The sequence below is a fragment of the Pedobacter psychroterrae genome, assembly GCF_004331695.1.
Taxonomy (GTDB): Bacteria; Bacteroidota; Bacteroidia; order Sphingobacteriales; family Sphingobacteriaceae; genus Pedobacter; species Pedobacter psychroterrae.
Window position 1 is genome coordinate 1,085,136 of sequence record NZ_SJSL01000002.1, and the last position, 17,955, is coordinate 1,103,090.

Sequence of the window (17,955 nt, forward strand, 5' to 3'; positions counted from 1 at the left end):
ACAGATGCAGATCAAATCAATTTTACAGAGTATAGTCGATGACAATGCATTGCATGCCAAATGGTTAAATACATTGTCTTACATGGAAAACGCGGGGGCCAAAAAGATCTCTGCATCAGAACATAAAGAAAATGTAAACCTGATCATTCTCAAGCATGCAGCAGAAGAGCACCGTCATGCCTACTATCTGAAAAAACAACTGGACAAGCTGGGAGGCAATCTTTGTAAAACCTATACCAATGACGAGTTGCTTACACCAAATCAGACAAAATTCTATTTGAATGCATTAGATGTAGCAGTTTGCCGTTATCTGAAACAGCAGTTTAACCTCAGCGGTTATGAGCTCAAATTTGCGGCCTATCTCTTTGTGACTTACGCTATCGAAGTACGCGCAGACGAGCTGTATCCTATCTACCAGGATGTGCTGACCGCTGCCAGAAGTAAAGTTAACGTAAAGTCCATCATCCTTGAAGAGGAGGGACACCTGGAAGAGATGCTCAACCAGTTAAAGACATTTTCGGCAGACTGGGAAAAGCATGCAGAGATTGTGATCCGTATAGAGCAAAAAATGTTTGACGACTGGATGAATAATCTGGGCAAACAAATCACTTAAACCTTAACAACTTTCTCCGGCGTCACCGCATAGAAACTGTCACCAACTTCCCTTTTAATCATAAACAGCCCCGTAAATACACTAAAAGCCGGCAGCACGGCACAGGTATCACTAAAGTAGAAACAAGGAAATTTCAACTGCTGCCTGGCCCTACCGTACAAAACTACTCCAGGATGAATGTGTCCCGAAATATTGTAGTACTCATCAAATTCCTTTGGCTTATCATGGATAAACCTGAAGGGAGCGCATAGCAGCTCCTTTTGATATACTTCTATATCCAACGCCTCATAGTCCTCGTTTTTCAACGCATCATGGTTACCTTTTATCAATACTATCCTTAACTCAGGATAGCTTTTTCTCCATTCCAGAAAGGCATTGGCGTCACTGTTGATCTTGTTGTGAAACATATCGCCTGTAACAAGCAACGTTTCAGCATCAAATTCAGCCATCAGCCTGCTCAGCCGCCGGAGATCAGTATGTCCCACAGCATCGGGTACCTGCAATCCATGCTTTCTAAAATGTGCAGACTTACCAATGTGCAGATCGCTGATGATCAGCATCCTCTTTGCTGCCCAGTAAATTGCTTTCTCCTTACTTAATATCAACGCTTCTTCTCTGCAATTAATGGTCATTCGGTTTTATTAAGTCTCTTCGTCCTCTTGTTTAAATCTTTTTGTTTTTCTCGCGGAGCTCTTCTTTTCTGCTTCAGCGGTCATTCTTTCAATTCGCTTACCCAGTTCCTCGCTGCTCATGTTGTCCCTCAGACTGTCTACCTTAATCGGAAAACAGAGCGGTGTGTACCTGTCTGTGTTGATGATCACCACCTTGCTTGCCTGTATACGGTGCAGCGCAGCCGCCAGCCTGGGTTCTTCTATCTGCTGATAAAATGCCTCATCGTAAGCCTGCCGCAATAATAAGTTATGTTTATCATAATCTGTAAAAACGTTGAAAAATAATCCGGCAGAAGACTGCAGGTGTTTATTGGCCACATACTTTCCTGGGTAGCCCTGGAACACCAGTCCTGAAATACAGGCAATATCCCTAAACTTGCGCCTGGCCATCTCAGTAGCATTGATGCTGGCGATGATATCATCAGATAAATTAACAGGGCTAAACAATTGTTTGATATTAGCCTCATCCAGAGGAATCGGTTGCTCGCTAAGCAATTCAAATCCATAATCATTCATGGCTATCGAAAAGCTGATGGGTTTAACCCTGCCGAGCCTATAAGCAATCAGCGAAGCCATGATCTCATTTACCTGCCTGCCTTCAAAAGGGTAGGCGAAGAAATGGTAACCGTCTTTGGTATTGATCAGCTCAATCAGAAACTCGTCATCCTTTGGTACATGCGATACCTTTGCCTGGCGTTCAAACAAGGGCAATACGAAGTCCAGCTCTTCATCGTCATGTGTCTTATCCAGGGTCTCATTGTATTTCTTTCTCAAAATACTACCCAGATTGGAACTAAGCGAAATTCTGCCACCCATCCAGCTGGGACTCATCGCTGTTTTCTGTTTGCTTTTGCGCACCATCACCATCATTTCCTTAATCATGATGAACTCCAGCACCCTGCCTGCCAGCGTAAAACTATTGCCAGGCTTCATCTTAGACACAAACGACTCCTCCACCATGCCTACAAATCCACCTGTCAGGTATTTAACCTTGATCATAGCATCACTTACGATCGCACCAATGTGGAGCCTGTGCCGCATGGCCATTTGTCGGCTCTCTACCTTCCACAGTCCCTCTATTTTCTTTACTTTACTAAACTCTGTATAAGCGGTTAAGCTGTCTCCACCTGTAGTAATGAACTGCATGATCCAGTTCCATTCCTGTGGAAGTAATTCCCTGAACGCATGCGTCTGTTTTACTTCAAAAAAGATTTTTTCATCGTCAAATCCATCGCCTACAGCCAACGTAACAAGATACTGGATCAGCACATCAAATGACATTACCATCGGTTCACGGCTTTCAATGTTTTGTGTCCTTGCCGCTTCTTTTATTGCTGCAGCTTCCACCAGTTCCAGCGCATGGGTGGGCAGAAAATAGATAGTGGAAGTCTCATAAGGAGAGTGTCCGCTACGTCCGGCCCGCTGCAGGAATCTCGCAACCCCTTTAGGCGACCCGATCTGTACTACTGTATCTACTGGCTTAAAATCGACTCCCAGATCCAGTGATGAAGTACTAACCACCGCTTTTAAAACACCTGAATGTATCGAGTCTTCTATCCAGTTGCGCAGTTCATAATCGATAGAGCCATGATGGATGGCCAGTTGCCCGGCGAGGTTCTCATCCTTCGCCAAAAGCGTCTGGTACCATAGCTCCGCCTGTCCGCGGGTATTGGTAAAGATTAATGTAGTTTTACTTTTGTAAATAATAGGCAACAGTTTTTCGGCCAGTTTATGGCCCAAATGACCCGCCCAGGGCAGCATGTCTATATGATCTGGTAAGATAGATTTGATTACAATTTTTTTCTCTATATCGGCCTTTATAATAGCTTTAGGCAGGTCATCGTAGGGCACCAGCACATCCAGTGCCTGGTCAATGTTGCCAATAGTAGCCGATATCCCCCAAATCCTCAGCAGCCTTTCAGGCTGTTTTTCCTGCAACAGACCTTTGATCCTTGAAATAGCAAGTTCTGCCATTACACCACGTTTACTGCCCAGTAGTTCGTGCCATTCATCGGCCACAATGCATTGCAAATGCTCAAAGTAATTGAAAGTACTCTTCTGTGCCAGCAGCAGGTGCATACTCTCAGGCGTGATGATCAATACCTCGGGCATTTGCTTTTTCTGCTTTAGCTTTTCACTTTGTGAAGTATCACCATTTCGGACACCTACCATCCAGTCCAGTTCCAGCTCGTCACATACCTCGCGCATGGCGCGCGCCAGGTCTTTGGCCAGCGAGCGCAGCGGAGTGATCCAGATCAGCTTAAGGCCTGTCTCATGTTTGAATTTTTTGTCGGATTTCTTTGCTGTTTTGTCTTTAAGTATTATCGCCTCCCGCTCAGCACGCTTGTTTAGCTCATCCACCACGACTGCCAAAAATAAAGAAAAGGTCTTGCCAAAGCCCGTAGGAGCGTTCACAAGACCACTGTATCCCTCCGCATAATACTGCCAGGCATCCGTCTGAAATTTAAAAGGCTTTTTCTTGTTCAGCTTCAGCCATTTGATTACTTGTTTATACCCCTTGCTGTTCGTTAATGTCATGTGCTTCTGCCATAATCGGCAATGAACCGATTTATCAATTGAAATTACCTGAACTTAACAAATAATAAGGTAATTCGTTTTATCCCCCCGCGATATCCAGCACTATTCTACCCTCAATTTCTCCTCTTTTCATCTGTTCCAATACTTCATTGATATCCTCCAGCCGCGCGGAATGGATGGTCGCCTTTACTTTTCCCTCAGCAGCAAAGGCAATCGCTTCCTGCATATCTTTCCTAGTGCCTACGATGGAACCTCTTACTGTATACCGGTTTAGTACCGTCTCAAATATTGGCAGGTCGAAACTGCCCGGAGGCAGACCGTTTAAGGCAATTGTTCCTTTTCTTCTCAATGCAGTAAGGGCTTGTCTGAATGCAATAGGGGAAACAGCAGTAACCAATACCCCATGCATTCCACCTGTTTTTTCTTTTAGAAAAGCCCCGGCATCCACCTCTTTCGCGTTCACAGTTAGGTCTGCGCCAAGTTTTTTAGCGAGTTCAAGTTTGTCATCTGCTACGTCAATTGCGGCTACATGCAAGCCCATTGCCTTCGCATACTGCACTGCGAGATGTCCCAAACCCCCGATTCCTGAAATCGCCACCCACTCTCCCGGTTTCGTATCCGTCTCTTTAAGACCCTTATAAACCGTCACACCCGCACAGGTTATTGGGGCCATTTCCATAAAATTTATGCCTTCAGAAAAGCGTGCTACATAGCGTGCGTCTGCTACCACATACTCTGCATATCCCCCGTCTACACTATATCCTCCGTTTTGTTGGGATTCGCAAAGCGTTTCCCATCCTGTAATGCAATACTCGCAATGTCCACAGGCACTAAACAACCACGGTGCGCCTACAATATCACCTTCTTTCACATTGGTTACACCACGACCCAGCGCAACTACATAACCAACAGCCTCATGTCCGGGAATCAGCGGTAATTTAGGTTTGACCGGCCAGTCGCCCATACAGGCATGGAGGTCTGTATGACATACACCGCTTGAGATTACTTTCACCAGCACTTGGTTTTCGCCTGGACTTTTAACCGGAACCTGTTCAATTTTTAATGGTTTGCCAAATTCATAGAGAACTGCGGCTTTCATTGTTTTAGGTATCATAATGCGCTTATTTCTTAACCTAAAGATCCCTAAAGGCTGCAGAAACAAATATGACACAGGTTATTTACTTGTGTGATTGTGAACATTATTTGAAATGTATGCTTTAGTCTTTTATCGGCCCGATATATTTTTTAGCTATTACCAGATTCGCAAACTTAATATGATGGGATTGCCCGGCAGGGGTCGTATCGTCATAAAACTCAATCCAGAGGTAGTTTATTTTTAAACCGGGATCTGTCCTCCATCTAAAGCCCTGAAAAGGGGACTTAGAAGGATCATTTATCCAGGAATCTGCATCCCAATAGCCATTTGGAAAACCCGGTCCCCAGTGGCCTACCTCTTTTCCATCCTGCCATACCTTGAGTTCACCATTGTATGCCGAGACAGGATTGTTCATTTTAATCATTAGTTCAACACACATCCATTTATCCCATTCCAGTTTTTTCGCACTGGGGCTGCCATTCACTAGGTCATTTCCATAGCACTTGCTGTTTGCACCATATTTCATATCACCCCAATAAAGATAGGTATCCATAGCAGGAGCGTTTACCGGTTCGTACGCTATGGAAATCCGTTTGTCACCCAGTCCGCAAATGCCAGCACGGGGATGAGGGTAGGAGGTTCCAGGACTGTACCCGCCAATCCAGACAGACTCATGGTGTATATATCCTTTGGACGACGAAGGATATTTCACATAATAACGCAGGTAAATCGTACTGTCAAAACCAGGTTTGAATTGCTTGTAAAGATGACCGCCATCGTTTATTGTGCCGTTATTAGTCATTTTAATTGCAGGTGTGACGCTACCGGGTGGTGTATCACTTGTGTCCAGCGACATGCCTTCCCGGTTTTTAATATCCGGATACCTGCTGAAGATTTTATCTGTACCGTCGTTAAAATGCTCCGTGTACAAGACGTCAGGGTCATCTTCTATGCCAATATCGTTCAGATATTTATCAGAAATAGCAAACGGTTTACTACTCACCAGTGGTTTGAAGCTTGTTGCCACGATCATTAAAGCGATAAAAAGCAAGAATCTGATATACATTTGCTTAAATATACTGCTATTTTTTATCAGGAACGAATAGCCCTTGGCTATTGAGACCATTAAAATCTTTCCTGGGTTATTTCGCTGTTTACTACAGCTCCGATCATATTTCCTGCCGCTACTGCATTAGATACAGAACGCATTGGATTGGTATTGTCTCCGCCCGCGAAAACATCTGCTATGGTTGTCTTATAAAGCATGTCTACTTTTATATAACCCTGCTCTGTCAATTCACAACCCAGGGCAACCGGAATATCCGAATGCTGTATAAATGGGATTGCTGCATAAACGGCGTCAAAACTGTGCTCGCTGCCATCTTTGAAAATCACATGTTTGATGTGCCCATGCTCGTGCACCATTTCAGCAACTTCCTTTTCTATAATTTTTATATTGTTTTTTTGCAATTTACTGATCTGTTCCTCATTAAAGTCAGCCTTGCCCGAAGTCAAAATTGTGATCTTATCCGTGAGGTTATTAACCAAAGAAGCAATGTGGAAGGCTCTTTCACCATTTGCCATAATTCCTGTTTTTTGATTGCGGAATTCATATCCGTGACAATAAGGGCAATGGATTACCGAAATGCCCCAGCATGCTGCAAAGCCTTTTATATCAGGCATCAGATCTTTTATACCTGTGGTAACAACCAACTTCTTCGCTTTATATTCCCTCCCTGATTGTGTCACGATAGCGATGCCGTTATCGGTTTTCCTTCCGCCCACTGCATGGTCATCCAGGAATTTTACGGTTTCGTAATTCAAAACCTGTGTTTTAGCCTTTTCAGCTATTACGTTTGGTTTTTCTCCGTCATGCGTGATGAAATTATGCGAGTAGGGCGTTTGCCTGTTACAAGGTAAACCACTGTCAATAATCAGCACGCTTCGCAAGGAACGGCCTAGTGCCATGGCTGCAGAAAGCCCTGCATAGCTGCCACCAAGGATGATTACGTCATAATCTTTATTGTCTGCCATAAAACTTGATTTTATAAATGAATTTAGCGGAATACATAACCTTGATTCCTATTGGGAAATGTATCTCATTTGGCAAAAATACTAAAAACTATTGTTATTGCAATAAAGTTGCAATAAACAACCAGACTAAAAACTGCCTGTAGATTTGTAGCTTTGTTGAAATTATCAGCTATGCAAGATACCGTTCTGATCATCGATGACGAGAAAAAGTTATGCAGCCTTTTGGCCCGTATCATAGAACTGGAAGGTTTTAAAGTCTTTCAGGCCTATACAGGTAAGGAGGGACTGAAAATCCTTAAGACAGAAGATATCCTCGTCGTGCTGAGTGATGTCAAGCTTCCTGACTACAATGGAGTTGAATTGGTCAGGGAAATCAAAAAGATCAGGCCCAGTGCCGAAGTGATCAACCTGACTGCTTTTGGTACAATAGCTGATGGTGTAATGGCTATGCGAAATGGTGCTTTTGATTACATCACCAAGGGAGACGACAACGATAAAATTATTCCGCTGGTTTATAAAGCAATGGACAAAGCCAAGCTAAAAGCCCGTGTCTATGAACTTGAAAATAAGATCCATAGGAAATATAATTTTGATTCTATCCTCGGCAAGTCCAAGGCTATAAAGGATGCCATCACGCTAGCGCAAAAGGTAGCCGGCACGACTACCACGGTGTTGCTTTTGGGGGAAACCGGAACGGGCAAAGAGGTATTTGCACAGGCCATTCATTATGAAAGCCATAGAAAATTAAAACCCTTTGTAGCAGTAAATTGCAGTGGCTTTAGTCCGGAGCTGCTGGAAAGTGAATTGTTTGGCTATAAAGCAGGTGCCTTCACAGGGGCAATAAAAGATAAAAGAGGTTTACTGGAAGAAGCCAATGAAGGAACCCTATTCCTGGATGAGATTGGTGAAATGAACCTTGACCTGCAGGCAAAGTTGTTACGGGTACTGGAGAACCAGACTTATATCAAAGTTGGTGATACCCAGACCAGTCAGGTGAATGTGCGGATTGTTGCCGCTACCAACAGGGATCTGAAAACCGAGGCAGAGGCCGGCAGGTTCCGGCTTGACCTTTTCTACAGGCTATCTGTATTCTCCATTGAACTGCCACCTTTATCGCACAGGCGTGAAGACATTCTTCCGATCGCAATGCATTATCTGTCAGAGTTTACAGCCAAAGTGAATAAGCCGGAATTTACCCTCGATAAGGAGTTTTCCAGGCTCCTGACTGCGCACAGCTGGAAAGGAAACATCCGTGAACTTAAAAACATTATGGAGCGTGTAGTGATCCTCGCTGATGATGCAGTAATTTCTCCAGTTCTGCTTCCGTTTGAATTTCATCACCAGTCCAAAGGAGCCGATTCTATGAACATGCAAGCGATGGAAAAGCAACACTTAATTAAAGTGTTAAAATTTACAGGAGGCAACAAAACAGAAGCTTCCCGCCTGCTCGGTATAGGGCTTACTACCTTATATCGCAAAATCGAGGAATATAAAATAGAAGGGTAAGACAACAGACAATTCAGTATAAGACAAGGACCTGTCTTCGATTTGCGTTTGATCTGACACCCTTTCAGCTTCGGACCAGCTTCGGGCCAGCTTCGGCTCAGGTTCGGACCAGGGTCGGAAAAACCCGACTGGGAGCCGTTGCTGACCCGATGGTGGTTAGTTGCCCATCCGTAGGCAGAACACACACAGACAAAAGGCAAATAGAAAAGCTGCCGCAAGATTATAGCTGCAAAAACAACTGAATGTATTCTTTTTCTCAATCATCTATACCTGTCATTCTTTTTTTGTTTAGCTTTGCATCGCTTTTGGTTCTTTTCTCAATGTTGGGATAAGATTAAAAGGGAATCAGGTGTAAATCCTGAACAGACCCGCTGCTGTAAGCTTCATAACGGTGTTCAAATCATAGCCACTTGTCAAATCTTCAAAAGAAGAGCGATTGGGAAGGCAGGACAACCGGAAGTAAGTCAGAAGACCTGCCATAAGTAGTATATTTCATAGCTTTCGGGGACTGAAGCTTGGAGTGAGTGCTTTTATTTGTATTTCATTTCCTTGATCCAACTGTTTGCTGTGGGTAATAACTCACAACAAAAATGAGAAGAAACAAAAATGCCTTTGCAGGTGTAAATTGTGTTTTTTTAACCTTAATAACTACGCTTTTGCTGAGTGGTATAGGTATACCTGTGATTTTACAGGCTCAAACAGTGCCGGCCCAAAAGGTAGCTGCCCAGCCAGATTCCCTTGATAAAATAAATCAACTGAATGAGGTAGAGATCAGGAAGATCAAAGTAAGCAGGCGACAAACATCCTCAACACCCTTACAAATATTATCAGGATCGGAACTTCAAAAGTTAAATAGCTTGTCAGTTGCCGATGCTGTCAGGTATTTTTCAGGGGTGCAATTGAAAGATTATGGGGGCATAGGGGGGATGAAGACGCTAAACATCCGTAGTTTGGGTACCAACCATACCGGTGTTTTTTATGATGGTATACAACTTGGAAATGCACAGAACGGACAGGTAGATCTTGGTAAATATTCGCTGGACAACATTGAAGAAATAGCACTTTACAATGGTCAGAAAAGCACCATATTTCAGCCGGCAAAGGGTTTTGCGACGGCTAGCTCACTTTACTTAAAGGCGCGGCAGCCGGTATTTGAAAAAGATAAAACCTATCTTATAAATGCTTATTTAAAAACGGGCTCTTTTGGATTAATCAATCCTTCTGTTTTATGGCAGAACAAGCTTGGTAGCAATTTTAACAGCAGCGTAAATGCTGAATATACCCGGGCAGACGGCAAATATAAGTTTAGGTATACCAATGGCGTGTATGATACAACTGCAGTGAGAAATAACGGAGATGTAGAAAGAATGCGACTGGAATTGGCACTAAACGGAGTATTGAACGATAGCAGTACACTCAGCACCAGGGTATACCTATATAGTGATGAGATGGGCCTTCCCGGTGCCATCGTTAGCAACAAATTCAACTACCTGCAACGGACATGGAACCAGAACCTGTTTGTACAATCTACCTATCAAAAGGATATTACAAAAAAGTACAGCCTGATGGCCAATGCAAAGTATGGGTATGACTATAACCGTTACCTTGATCCAGAAAATGTATCGCTGAATGGGCTATTGGACAACCACTATCACCATCAGGAAGTTTATCTGTCGGCTGCAAACCAGTACCATCTTACTAAGTTTTGGGATCTGGTGCTTTCTGCCGATTACCAGATGAATTCGTTGGATGCTGATGTTTACTTATTTTCTTACCCCACCAGAAATACTTTTTTAACCGCACTGGCTACGCACCTTAATTTTAAAAACCTGGATGTGCAGGCCAATCTATTGGGTACATATATCCACGACAGGGTGGAGGACGGGACACCTGCTGGTACGAAGCAGAAGTTAAGCCCTACACTGATGGTTTCATGGCAGCCTTTTAATGGTAAGGAATTTAGAATACGCTCGTTTTATAAGGAAATATTCAGGATGCCTACTTTTAACGATTTATATTATACAGATTTTAGAAGAGCTTATATCCGTCCGGAATCTGCCAGGCAGTACGATTTGGGTGTTACCTATATTAAAGTATTTCATAAGAGCTACTTACAGCAGGTATCTATACAAACAGATGCCTATTACAATGAAGTAAGAGACAAGATAGTGGCCGTTCCGGGCAATAATTCGCAGCGATGGAGCGTAGAAAATATTGGAGAAGTGGAGATAAAAGGTATTGATGTGAATATACAGACCAATTGGAAAGTACAACCTCTTGATTTTAATGTAGGTATCAATTATACCTGGCAGCAAGCACTGGATGTAACGCCCTTGTCGATAAACCCAGATTACGGTCGACAAATCCCGTATACGCCTGAGCACAGTGGATCGGTGCTTTTTGCAGCCTCTTTAAAAAAGCTGTCACTCAATTACAGTTTTATTTATACAGGAGCGCGTTATAACCAGAAAGCAAATATTCCGGTAAATTATATACAGCCCTGGTACACACATGATTTAGCGTTGAATTATTTGACGAAGGTTGCAAAAAGCAAGGTTAGGGTGGGTGCAGAAATAAACAACCTGCTCAACCAGTATTATGACGTGATCGCTAATTTTCCAATGCCTGGACGTTCCTTCCGTTTCACTTTAATTTATAGTTATTAATATGCGCATCAATAATTTGAGATATATAGTGGTTATGTTGTTCGCAGTGGCGTTCCTGGCATCCTGTCGTAAAGACCCTAAGCCAGTTCCGGAGGAGGTAGTAGAAACGCTTTTTCCGGCGGATTTGAATGTGGCTGTTAAAGGTCTCTACCTGGTTAATGAAGGAAATATGAGCATGAACAAGGCTTCGCTGGATTATGTGGACTTTACTTCGGGTCAATATAGAAGGAATATTTATAATCAATCGAACCCTCAGATTACCAAAGGGTTGGGTGATGTAGCGAATGATATAGGCGTATATGGGTCGAAGTTGTATATCGTGGTAAACGGCTCTAACAAGGTGGAGGTATTGGATGTGAAGACAGGTAGGCGTTTGGGTCAGGTTGACCTGCTGAATCCCCGCTATATCATTTTCAACCAAGGCAAGGTATATGTAAGTTCTTATCTGGGGCAAATTGGGGATCCGAATGCGCCTAAAGGCATTGTGGCTGAAATAGATACCCTGACTTTAAAAGAAATAAGAAGAACGGAAGTAGGCCGGCAACCTGAAGAAATGGCGGTGGTTGGCGGTAAACTGTATGTAGCCAATTCAGGAGGGTATAGTCCGGAGAAGTATGAACGGACGATCTCTGTGGTGAGTTTGGTAACTTTAAAAGAAATCAATACCATTGATGTTGCCATTAATCTGCACCGCTTAAAAGCAGATAAGTATGGAGACTTGTATGTAACCTCCAGGGGCGATACTAAAAATATACCGTCCAAATTGTATGTAATCAATACACAAACTGAACAGGTGAAAAAAGTCTTTGATATTTCGGCGGGTAACCTGGCTATCGATGATGATCTTGCTTACATCTATAGTGCAGAATTTAACAGCAGTACGGGAATGAATTCCATTTCTTATACCATGCTGAACGTCAAAGATGAAACTTTACTTACTACAAAATTCATCACTGATGGCACTGATATTAAACTGCCCTATGGGATAGCCGTGCATCCTGTTACCAAGGAAGTTTTTGTGACCGATGCTACGGATTACGTCACCCCGGGAGTGCTGTATTGCTTTGATGTTAGTGGTAAGAAGAAATGGTCTGTACAGACCGGTGATATTCCGGCACAATTTGCATTTGTATATAAATAGAAAAATAAAATAAACAACAATGAATAAATCAATTTTCAATTCGGTTAGGTTTGTAGCAGCAGGGCTGATTAGTTTAGCAGTTTTAAGTTCTTGTAAGAAAGATAAAATGAAGGATCCTGTGGGTGATCCGCTTCCAAAGTCTACACTTGGAGTATATGTCTTGGCAGAGGGTGCTTTCGGTCGGCCAAATAATAGTACCATTACTTATTATGATATTGCTAGTAAAGCTGTAGATAAAGACTATTTTAAGACAAAGAACGGTATTGATTTGGGGACTGACGCTAACGACCTAAAGCAATATGGTAGTAAAATGTATTGTGTGGTCACCGGAAGTGCCGGTATCATAAACGATGCTTATGTGGAAGTTATCAATATTACTACTGGTAAATCAATTAAAAGAATTTCTTTTTCGGATGCCATAGGCGATTTTCATCCTCGCTATATTGTCTTTAATAAAAATAAAGCGTATGTATCTAGCTATGACGGGAATATCAGTAAGATCGATACCGCTGCACTGACAATTGAGTCAAGGGTAAAAGTTGGTGGTGCTCTTGAAGGAATGGCTATTGTGAATAATAAACTTTATGTTGCTAACTCTAGCCATCCTTTTATTATAGATCCAAACAATTCGTCGGTTTCTGTTTTAGACTTAAGCACTTTTACCAAGAAGACAGAGATTCCCGTTAGTTTTAACCCAACTAAGCTTGCAGCGGCATCTAATGGAGATGTTTATGTGATTACCAGCGGACAGTATTTGCCTGAGATCAAGCCAGCTTTTGAAAGGATCAACACCATTTCAGATACAAAAACTCAGACATATGATTTAGGGATTAGTGCTCTTGCAATTGGCGCAAACAAAACATTGGCCATTACTAATTATCCTAATCTCTTAAAAGCGATAGACGTAAATACTGGTACCCTCAATGCAGAATTTATTACAGACGCAACACATATTACCTCTCTTTATGCTCTGACTTTCAATCCAATAAATAATGACATATTTGTATTTGATGCCACTGATTATTCGGGCGACGGTAAGGCTTTTAGTTTTGATTCCAATGGTAAAAAAACTTTAGAGTTTCCTACCGGTACTGCTCCTAAAGCTGGAGTTTTTCATTACAGTTACAAATAATCATAAATGCTACAATTAAACAAACATCCCATGAGAATAAAACAATACCTGTCCGCTGCCTTAGTTTGCGTTGCCTTGTTTAGCGCCTGTAAAAAAGATGAACCCGCTGAAAAAGTACCTGAAGTGACTATGTCCATCGAAGGCAATGCCCTGAATGGTAAAGTCAACGAGAAAATCGCCTTTGCAGCGGTAAGCCCGAGTGGTAAATCGTATCAACACGAGTGGAAGTTGGATGGCACAGTGAAAAGTACGACAGCTACTTATGATTTTACACCTGCACAGTCTGGAATATTTATAGTGGAGCATACCGCTACGAACAGCGCCGGTAGTGCCAGTTTTAAATACACGGTGAATGTAGGTGTACCTACTGTTCCGGTTACACCTACCAGCAATATGTATGTGACCAATATGTTCGAGTTTTTGCCGGCTCCTGGTCAAAATACCAACAAAACTCTTGGAATTATTACAGCAGCTGAAAGTCTGAAAGGCAAAAAAGGATTGGTATCTCTTGGTGCATGGGGCGGTTATATCGTGCTGGGTTTTGATCATACGGTGATCAATGAGCCAGGAAAGGAAGATATCATAGTGTACAACAATGCGCAATCTAACTTTGCTGAGCCAGCTGTGGTTTGGGTAATGCAGGACGAGAATGGCAATGCCAAGCCAGATGATACCTGGTATGAACTGAAGGGAAGTGAATTTGGAAAGGAAGGCTATGTGCGCAATTATGAAGTAACTTATACCAAACCTGCGGTAGGGGGTAGTATAGCATGGAAAGACAACAAAGGTCAAACTGGTACTGTCAATATCTTTAGTGCTTCTTTTCAATCTTTTCCCAACTGGCTAACAGGTACGGAATATACATTAAAAGGATCTTTACTGCCTACTACCGGTATTAAACCTGGCGGACTGGTTACCAGTATGCCTTTTGGCTTTGGTTATGCAGATAACACAGTTAATGGCGATAAACTGGACATTGCAAATGCAATGGATAAAAACGGAAATGCGAAGTCGCTTTCAGGAATTGATTTCATTAAAATCCAGACAGGAATACAGGCGAATTTGGGTGTTCTGGGTGAATTGTCCACCGAAGTAGTGGGCGTAGCCGATCTTAGCCTTGTTAAATAAATCGTTTGTGTACCAACCCGGAATTTTAGCTTGTTTTTATACCAATGAAATACATAACTTTGCTACATAATTAAATAACCATGTCTGATATCAAATTTAATCCCCGTATTCTCGTAGTCTTACTGATTATTGTCTTTATAAGTGTTATTCGTATTGTGATGCCTTATTCTGATAATTTTGATAGCATTGCTGGATTTTCTGCGGTAGGGGCTATCGCATTATTTGGTGGTGCTTACTTCAATACTAATTTCAAGGCTTTTGGTTTTCCACTGGCAATTTTGCTGTTAAGTGATATTTTCATTGCGCAGACTTCCGGGTACGGCTTTTTTTATGCGGGTTGGTATTGGACGTATATCGCTTTTATACTGATGGTATTTGCAGCTAAGTTTTTGCTGGCAAAAATTAATGTACTAAATTTTGTTACTTCTGTAATTGCTATTGTATTGATCCACTGGATTGTAAGTGACATTAGCGCCATGTATATTCCCGGATTATATGAGCCTACACTTGCAGGTTATTGGAAGTGCCTGGTAGCAGCGATTCCTTTTGAACTGAAATTTTTATATGGTACAGTTATTTACGGTGGCGTAATGTTTGGTGCTTTTGAACTGCTTAAAGTGAAGTATCCTGCATTGAGCCTGGTAAGAGTTACTGCAAGATAAGCAACTCCAAAATAATATCGTCATCCTGAATTTATTTCAGGATGACGATCGTTTAGATCAATTCTCGCGATCTGCTTAAAATAGTGTAATCCCTGCATTCCAGCCCCACCAACCTTTAATGTCGCCTGTATAAGCATGATGTTTAGCAGGCGCTACCTGTTGCTTGTATCCCTTTGCAGCTGATCCAACAGGCGCTTCACTGGTATATACAGAGTAAACCGGCCCGCCGAAAATAGTCAGCCCTTTAAAAATCTGTATCTGGAGGTTGGCCTGAAACCGGTTCAGGAAGTTTGCATAATCCCAGTTGCCGATGTAGACATATTGTGAGGAGTACTCTCCGGCTATGGAAACTTTATTGCTAAAGATAAAATCGTGTCCAAAGCCAAAGCCCATTGTTTCCAGTCGGGCGGTATCGGAATAATTCTTACCCACAAACAGGACGTTGTAGAGGTTGGCATTGCCCATTTTAAATGCAGCATTTGCATTAAAAATCTCATTGGAGGATAGGCTGACCTTATGATATCCATGGCTTGCATAATTGATAAGGCCTATGCTGTAACCTGTGTTAGTGCCAGAAATGTTGATTACGCCAAATTGCACACCGGTCATCTCTTTTGCATAATTCAGTAAGCCTGATATTTGGATACCTCTCTGTTTACGGGAAGCAAAATTGAGCAATCCGGCCAACTGTACGCCATCCATAGAGCCGCTTACAATGTTACCCAGTCCGGCTGCCTGCGTGCCTCTGATATTTTTAGAAACAATATTTCCGAGTCCTGCCAGTTGTACACCTTCTGCGTCTTTCACTACATGATTTACCAATCCGGCGGCCTGTACCCCTTTCATATCGGTTCGTACATCATTTACCAGTCCTGCGAGTTGTATCCCTTCTACTGAACCTCCTATGGTATTAAACAGACCTGCGGCCTGAAATTTCTTAACGTCGCCTTTGCTGATGTTAAATAATCCTGCCAGTTCAATTCCATTAACTCCTGCAGTATAGCCACCTAGTATATTTAAAGAAGCCTTGTTTACTACCTGTGAACTCATGATGCCATGCGAACTAAGCCCCGGTATCAGCGAAGCCTGAAAGGGACTATTAGCAAAAAAACCGGGAATGTTTAAGCTTTGGAACCGCTGCTTTGAAGAAATAAAAAACCTGCTGATTCCCGAGTTTTCAATAGAGTTAAAAAACCCTTTTACGTACTCACTGTTTTTGTCCTTATATCCTTCGGGCTTTACCTTAATGTCAGACAGGAAGACCAGGGAAGTATCTCTGTAAAACTCCTTACTTGCCGTAAGGATCACCGTGCTGTGTTCGCCTTTAAAACGCAATCTGAAATATCCTTCATCGTCAGTTAGTGTAGATTGCAGCAGTCGCTTTTCATAGACACTGGCTTGTTTTACTTTTTTGCCGGTTTCTGTATCTATGATATATCCGCTGATCATGTAGAGGTTTTCTGCAGTGGTAATGTTCTCTGGCTCAATGGTTAGCCTTGAGGCGGCATAGCGTAAGATAACGTATTCACCGGTTTCTCTGTAGTCTACCTTACCGTCAAATAGCTTGTCCAGTACATCCCTCACGGGAGCCTCTTTTACTTTCAAACTTACGAGGCTGTCCTGCTTGAATAACGCACCGTTATAAGAGAAATAGAAATCACCTGCCTTGCTTACCCTCTCCAGCACATCGCCCACTTTTTCCTGGTTGATGTTCATACTAACCAGTTTGTCCAGGTTGTGCTGAAATGCCTTTTGAGCATTGGCAAAGCAGGTTAGTGAGAGCAGGATAAGCGTTAATTGTAGTTTCATCTCAGTTTAGACAACAGTATTTGGTTTCCGTTACGTGTTACTTTCAGGTCCATTGTTTGTTGGAGTATTTTTAGATTTTGGTTCAGCGAGTATTTAATGAGAAAAGTACTTTTTACCGTCATCGCATCAATGGAAGGGTCGTCGGTCTTAATATCTACACCGTAAACATCTTCCAGTATTTCTGCTATTTTTAAAATAGGCGTATTATTTGCAATGATCACCCCGCTGTGATAGTAATTGTATACCTGATCTGTGTTTTTTTCTTTCAGCAGTTCGGGGTTTTTATCTCTGATCACTACTTTTTCTCCCCTGCGCAATTCTACTTCTTCTCTACCCACGGAAACCCTCACGATTCCTGATTCCACATTTACTTCCGTTTCACCCGCCTGGTGCTTGACATTAAATGAAGTACCCACTACGGTAACAGATACCTGGTCTACATCGATCACGAAAGGCTTGCTTTCGTCATGGGCCACATTGAAGAACACATCACCTTTTTTAAGGCGCAAACTTCTGTTTCTGGTGAAATTGCTGGCATAACTGATCGCTGAGTTTTTATTCAATGTGATTTCAGATCCATCGGGTAGTTTTTCTTTAATAATCTGGTTTTTAGCCGTTAAGTCGGTGTAGGTTACAGGATTTAATAAATTGTATCCAAGCCATATACCCGCTACCAATGTAATCATAGCGGCCACCTTCATCCAGGTATATTTCTTCAGCGGACGTACTATTGCCTCTTTTTTTACGGCGGCTGTTCTTTCTTTAAACTTCTGCCAGGCCTGTTCTTCATCTACCTTACTTTTCACAGCAAGGCTCTTGCCGGCATCCCAGATCTTTTCAAACTGCAGGTAATAAACTTCATTCGCAGCATCTTCGGCCAGCCAGTTTTTTACTGCTGCGTTTTCCTCCTCAGTGCTTTCTTTTAGAAGATATTTTATCAATAATTCATCTTTCATCTG

The 17,955-nt window shown here is 42.4% G+C and carries 14 protein-coding genes and 1 riboswitch; of the genes, 7 read left to right on the forward strand and 7 right to left on the reverse strand.

The genetic code is table 11. The features are described 5' to 3' along the window. Window positions 1–4: 4 nt before the first annotated feature. Window positions 5–613 carry a hypothetical protein gene (locus EZ437_RS13000; RefSeq protein WP_131596431.1) on the forward strand — a complete coding sequence of 203 codons (609 nt, stop codon included), beginning with the start codon at window positions 5–7 and terminating at the stop codon, window positions 611–613. Here the strand turns inward: EZ437_RS13000 and pdeM are convergent. The 5 genes from pdeM to EZ437_RS13025 form a co-directional block, all read right to left on the reverse strand. Next, window positions 610–1,245: a ligase-associated DNA damage response endonuclease PdeM gene (gene pdeM, locus EZ437_RS13005; protein WP_131596432.1), complete on the reverse strand. Its 636-nt coding sequence runs from the start codon at window positions 1,243–1,245 to the stop codon at window positions 610–612. The genes EZ437_RS13000 and pdeM overlap by 4 nt on opposite strands. Window positions 1,246–1,254: 9 nt before the next feature. After that, window positions 1,255–3,822, reverse strand: a complete 2,568-nt coding sequence (locus EZ437_RS13010) for a ligase-associated DNA damage response DEXH box helicase (RefSeq protein ID WP_131596433.1) — start codon at window positions 3,820–3,822, stop codon at window positions 1,255–1,257. A 79-nt stretch (window positions 3,823–3,901) separates the two neighbouring features. After that, window positions 3,902–4,921, reverse strand: a complete 1,020-nt coding sequence (gene adhP, locus EZ437_RS13015; RefSeq protein WP_225869577.1) for an alcohol dehydrogenase AdhP — start codon at window positions 4,919–4,921, stop codon at window positions 3,902–3,904. 118 nt (window positions 4,922–5,039) lie between these two features. After that, window positions 5,040–5,984 (reverse strand): hypothetical protein, encoded by a 945-nt coding sequence (locus EZ437_RS13020; RefSeq protein WP_131596435.1) that lies wholly within the window; start codon window positions 5,982–5,984, stop codon window positions 5,040–5,042. Window positions 5,985–6,043: 59 nt separating this feature from the next. Continuing rightward, entirely contained in the window at window positions 6,044–6,952 is a 909-nt protein-coding gene (locus EZ437_RS13025; protein WP_131596436.1) for an NAD(P)/FAD-dependent oxidoreductase, read from the reverse strand. Between the two features lie 171 nt (window positions 6,953–7,123). Here EZ437_RS13025 and EZ437_RS13030 point away from each other — a divergent pair, with 171 nt between their 5' ends. From EZ437_RS13030 to EZ437_RS13055, 6 genes are all read left to right on the forward strand, one after another. Then, window positions 7,124–8,458: a sigma-54-dependent transcriptional regulator gene (locus EZ437_RS13030; RefSeq protein ID WP_131596437.1), complete on the forward strand. Its 1,335-nt coding sequence runs from the start codon at window positions 7,124–7,126 to the stop codon at window positions 8,456–8,458. Window positions 8,459–8,747: 289 nt separating this feature from the next. After that, window positions 8,748–8,953, forward strand: a riboswitch (cobalamin riboswitch). 95 nt (window positions 8,954–9,048) lie between these two features. Beyond that, window positions 9,049–11,124, forward strand: a complete 2,076-nt coding sequence (locus EZ437_RS13035) for a TonB-dependent receptor (protein WP_131596438.1) — start codon at window positions 9,049–9,051, stop codon at window positions 11,122–11,124. Between the two features lies 1 nt (window position 11,125). After that, window positions 11,126–12,265: a YncE family protein gene (locus EZ437_RS13040; protein WP_131596439.1), complete on the forward strand. Its 1,140-nt coding sequence runs from the start codon at window positions 11,126–11,128 to the stop codon at window positions 12,263–12,265. A 19-nt stretch (window positions 12,266–12,284) separates the two neighbouring features. Further along, entirely contained in the window at window positions 12,285–13,397 is a 1,113-nt protein-coding gene (locus EZ437_RS13045) for a YncE family protein (RefSeq protein ID WP_131596440.1), read from the forward strand. 30 nt (window positions 13,398–13,427) lie between these two features. Beyond that, window positions 13,428–14,525, forward strand: a complete 1,098-nt coding sequence (locus tag EZ437_RS13050; RefSeq protein WP_131596441.1) for a PKD domain-containing protein — start codon at window positions 13,428–13,430, stop codon at window positions 14,523–14,525. Window positions 14,526–14,605: 80 nt separating this feature from the next. After that, window positions 14,606–15,187, forward strand: coding sequence for a DUF6580 family putative transport protein (locus EZ437_RS13055; protein ID WP_165500405.1), 582 nt, complete (start codon window positions 14,606–14,608; stop codon window positions 15,185–15,187). A 75-nt stretch (window positions 15,188–15,262) separates the two neighbouring features. Here the strand turns inward: EZ437_RS13055 and EZ437_RS13060 are convergent, their stop codons facing one another. After that, a complete protein-coding gene (locus EZ437_RS13060; protein ID WP_131596443.1) occupies window positions 15,263–16,996 on the reverse strand; it encodes a peptidase associated/transthyretin-like domain-containing protein in 1,734 nt (577 codons plus the stop codon). After that, complete coding sequence (locus EZ437_RS13065) at window positions 16,993–17,952, reverse strand: FecR family protein (protein ID WP_131596444.1); 960 nt, start codon at window positions 17,950–17,952, stop codon at window positions 16,993–16,995. Before EZ437_RS13065 ends, EZ437_RS13060 begins: the two co-directional genes overlap by 4 nt. Window positions 17,953–17,955 lie beyond the last annotated feature (3 nt).

Bases quoted from the DNA above. Each gene is read 5' to 3' on its own strand.
- EZ437_RS13000 (WP_131596431.1), top strand. From the start codon at position 5: ATGCAGATCAAATCAATTTTACAGAGTATAGTCGATGACAATGCATTG.
- pdeM (WP_131596432.1), bottom strand. From the start codon at position 1,245: ATGACCATTAATTGCAGAGAAGAAGCGTTGATATTAAGTAAGGAGAAA.
- EZ437_RS13010 (WP_131596433.1), bottom strand. From the start codon at position 3,822: ATGACATTAACGAACAGCAAGGGGTATAAACAAGTAATCAAATGGCTG.
- adhP (WP_225869577.1), bottom strand. From the start codon at position 4,921: ATGAAAGCCGCAGTTCTCTATGAATTTGGCAAACCATTAAAAATTGAA.
- EZ437_RS13020 (WP_131596435.1), bottom strand. From the start codon at position 5,984: ATGTATATCAGATTCTTGCTTTTTATCGCTTTAATGATCGTGGCAACA.
- EZ437_RS13025 (WP_131596436.1), bottom strand. From the start codon at position 6,952: ATGGCAGACAATAAAGATTATGACGTAATCATCCTTGGTGGCAGCTAT.
- EZ437_RS13030 (WP_131596437.1), top strand. From the start codon at position 7,124: ATGCAAGATACCGTTCTGATCATCGATGACGAGAAAAAGTTATGCAGC.
- EZ437_RS13035 (WP_131596438.1), top strand. From the start codon at position 9,049: ATGAGAAGAAACAAAAATGCCTTTGCAGGTGTAAATTGTGTTTTTTTA.
- EZ437_RS13040 (WP_131596439.1), top strand. From the start codon at position 11,126: ATGCGCATCAATAATTTGAGATATATAGTGGTTATGTTGTTCGCAGTG.
- EZ437_RS13045 (WP_131596440.1), top strand. From the start codon at position 12,285: ATGAATAAATCAATTTTCAATTCGGTTAGGTTTGTAGCAGCAGGGCTG.
- EZ437_RS13050 (WP_131596441.1), top strand. From the start codon at position 13,428: ATGAGAATAAAACAATACCTGTCCGCTGCCTTAGTTTGCGTTGCCTTG.
- EZ437_RS13055 (WP_165500405.1), top strand. From the start codon at position 14,606: ATGTCTGATATCAAATTTAATCCCCGTATTCTCGTAGTCTTACTGATT.
- EZ437_RS13060 (WP_131596443.1), bottom strand. From the start codon at position 16,996: ATGAAACTACAATTAACGCTTATCCTGCTCTCACTAACCTGCTTTGCC.
- EZ437_RS13065 (WP_131596444.1), bottom strand. From the start codon at position 17,952: ATGAAAGATGAATTATTGATAAAATATCTTCTAAAAGAAAGCACTGAG.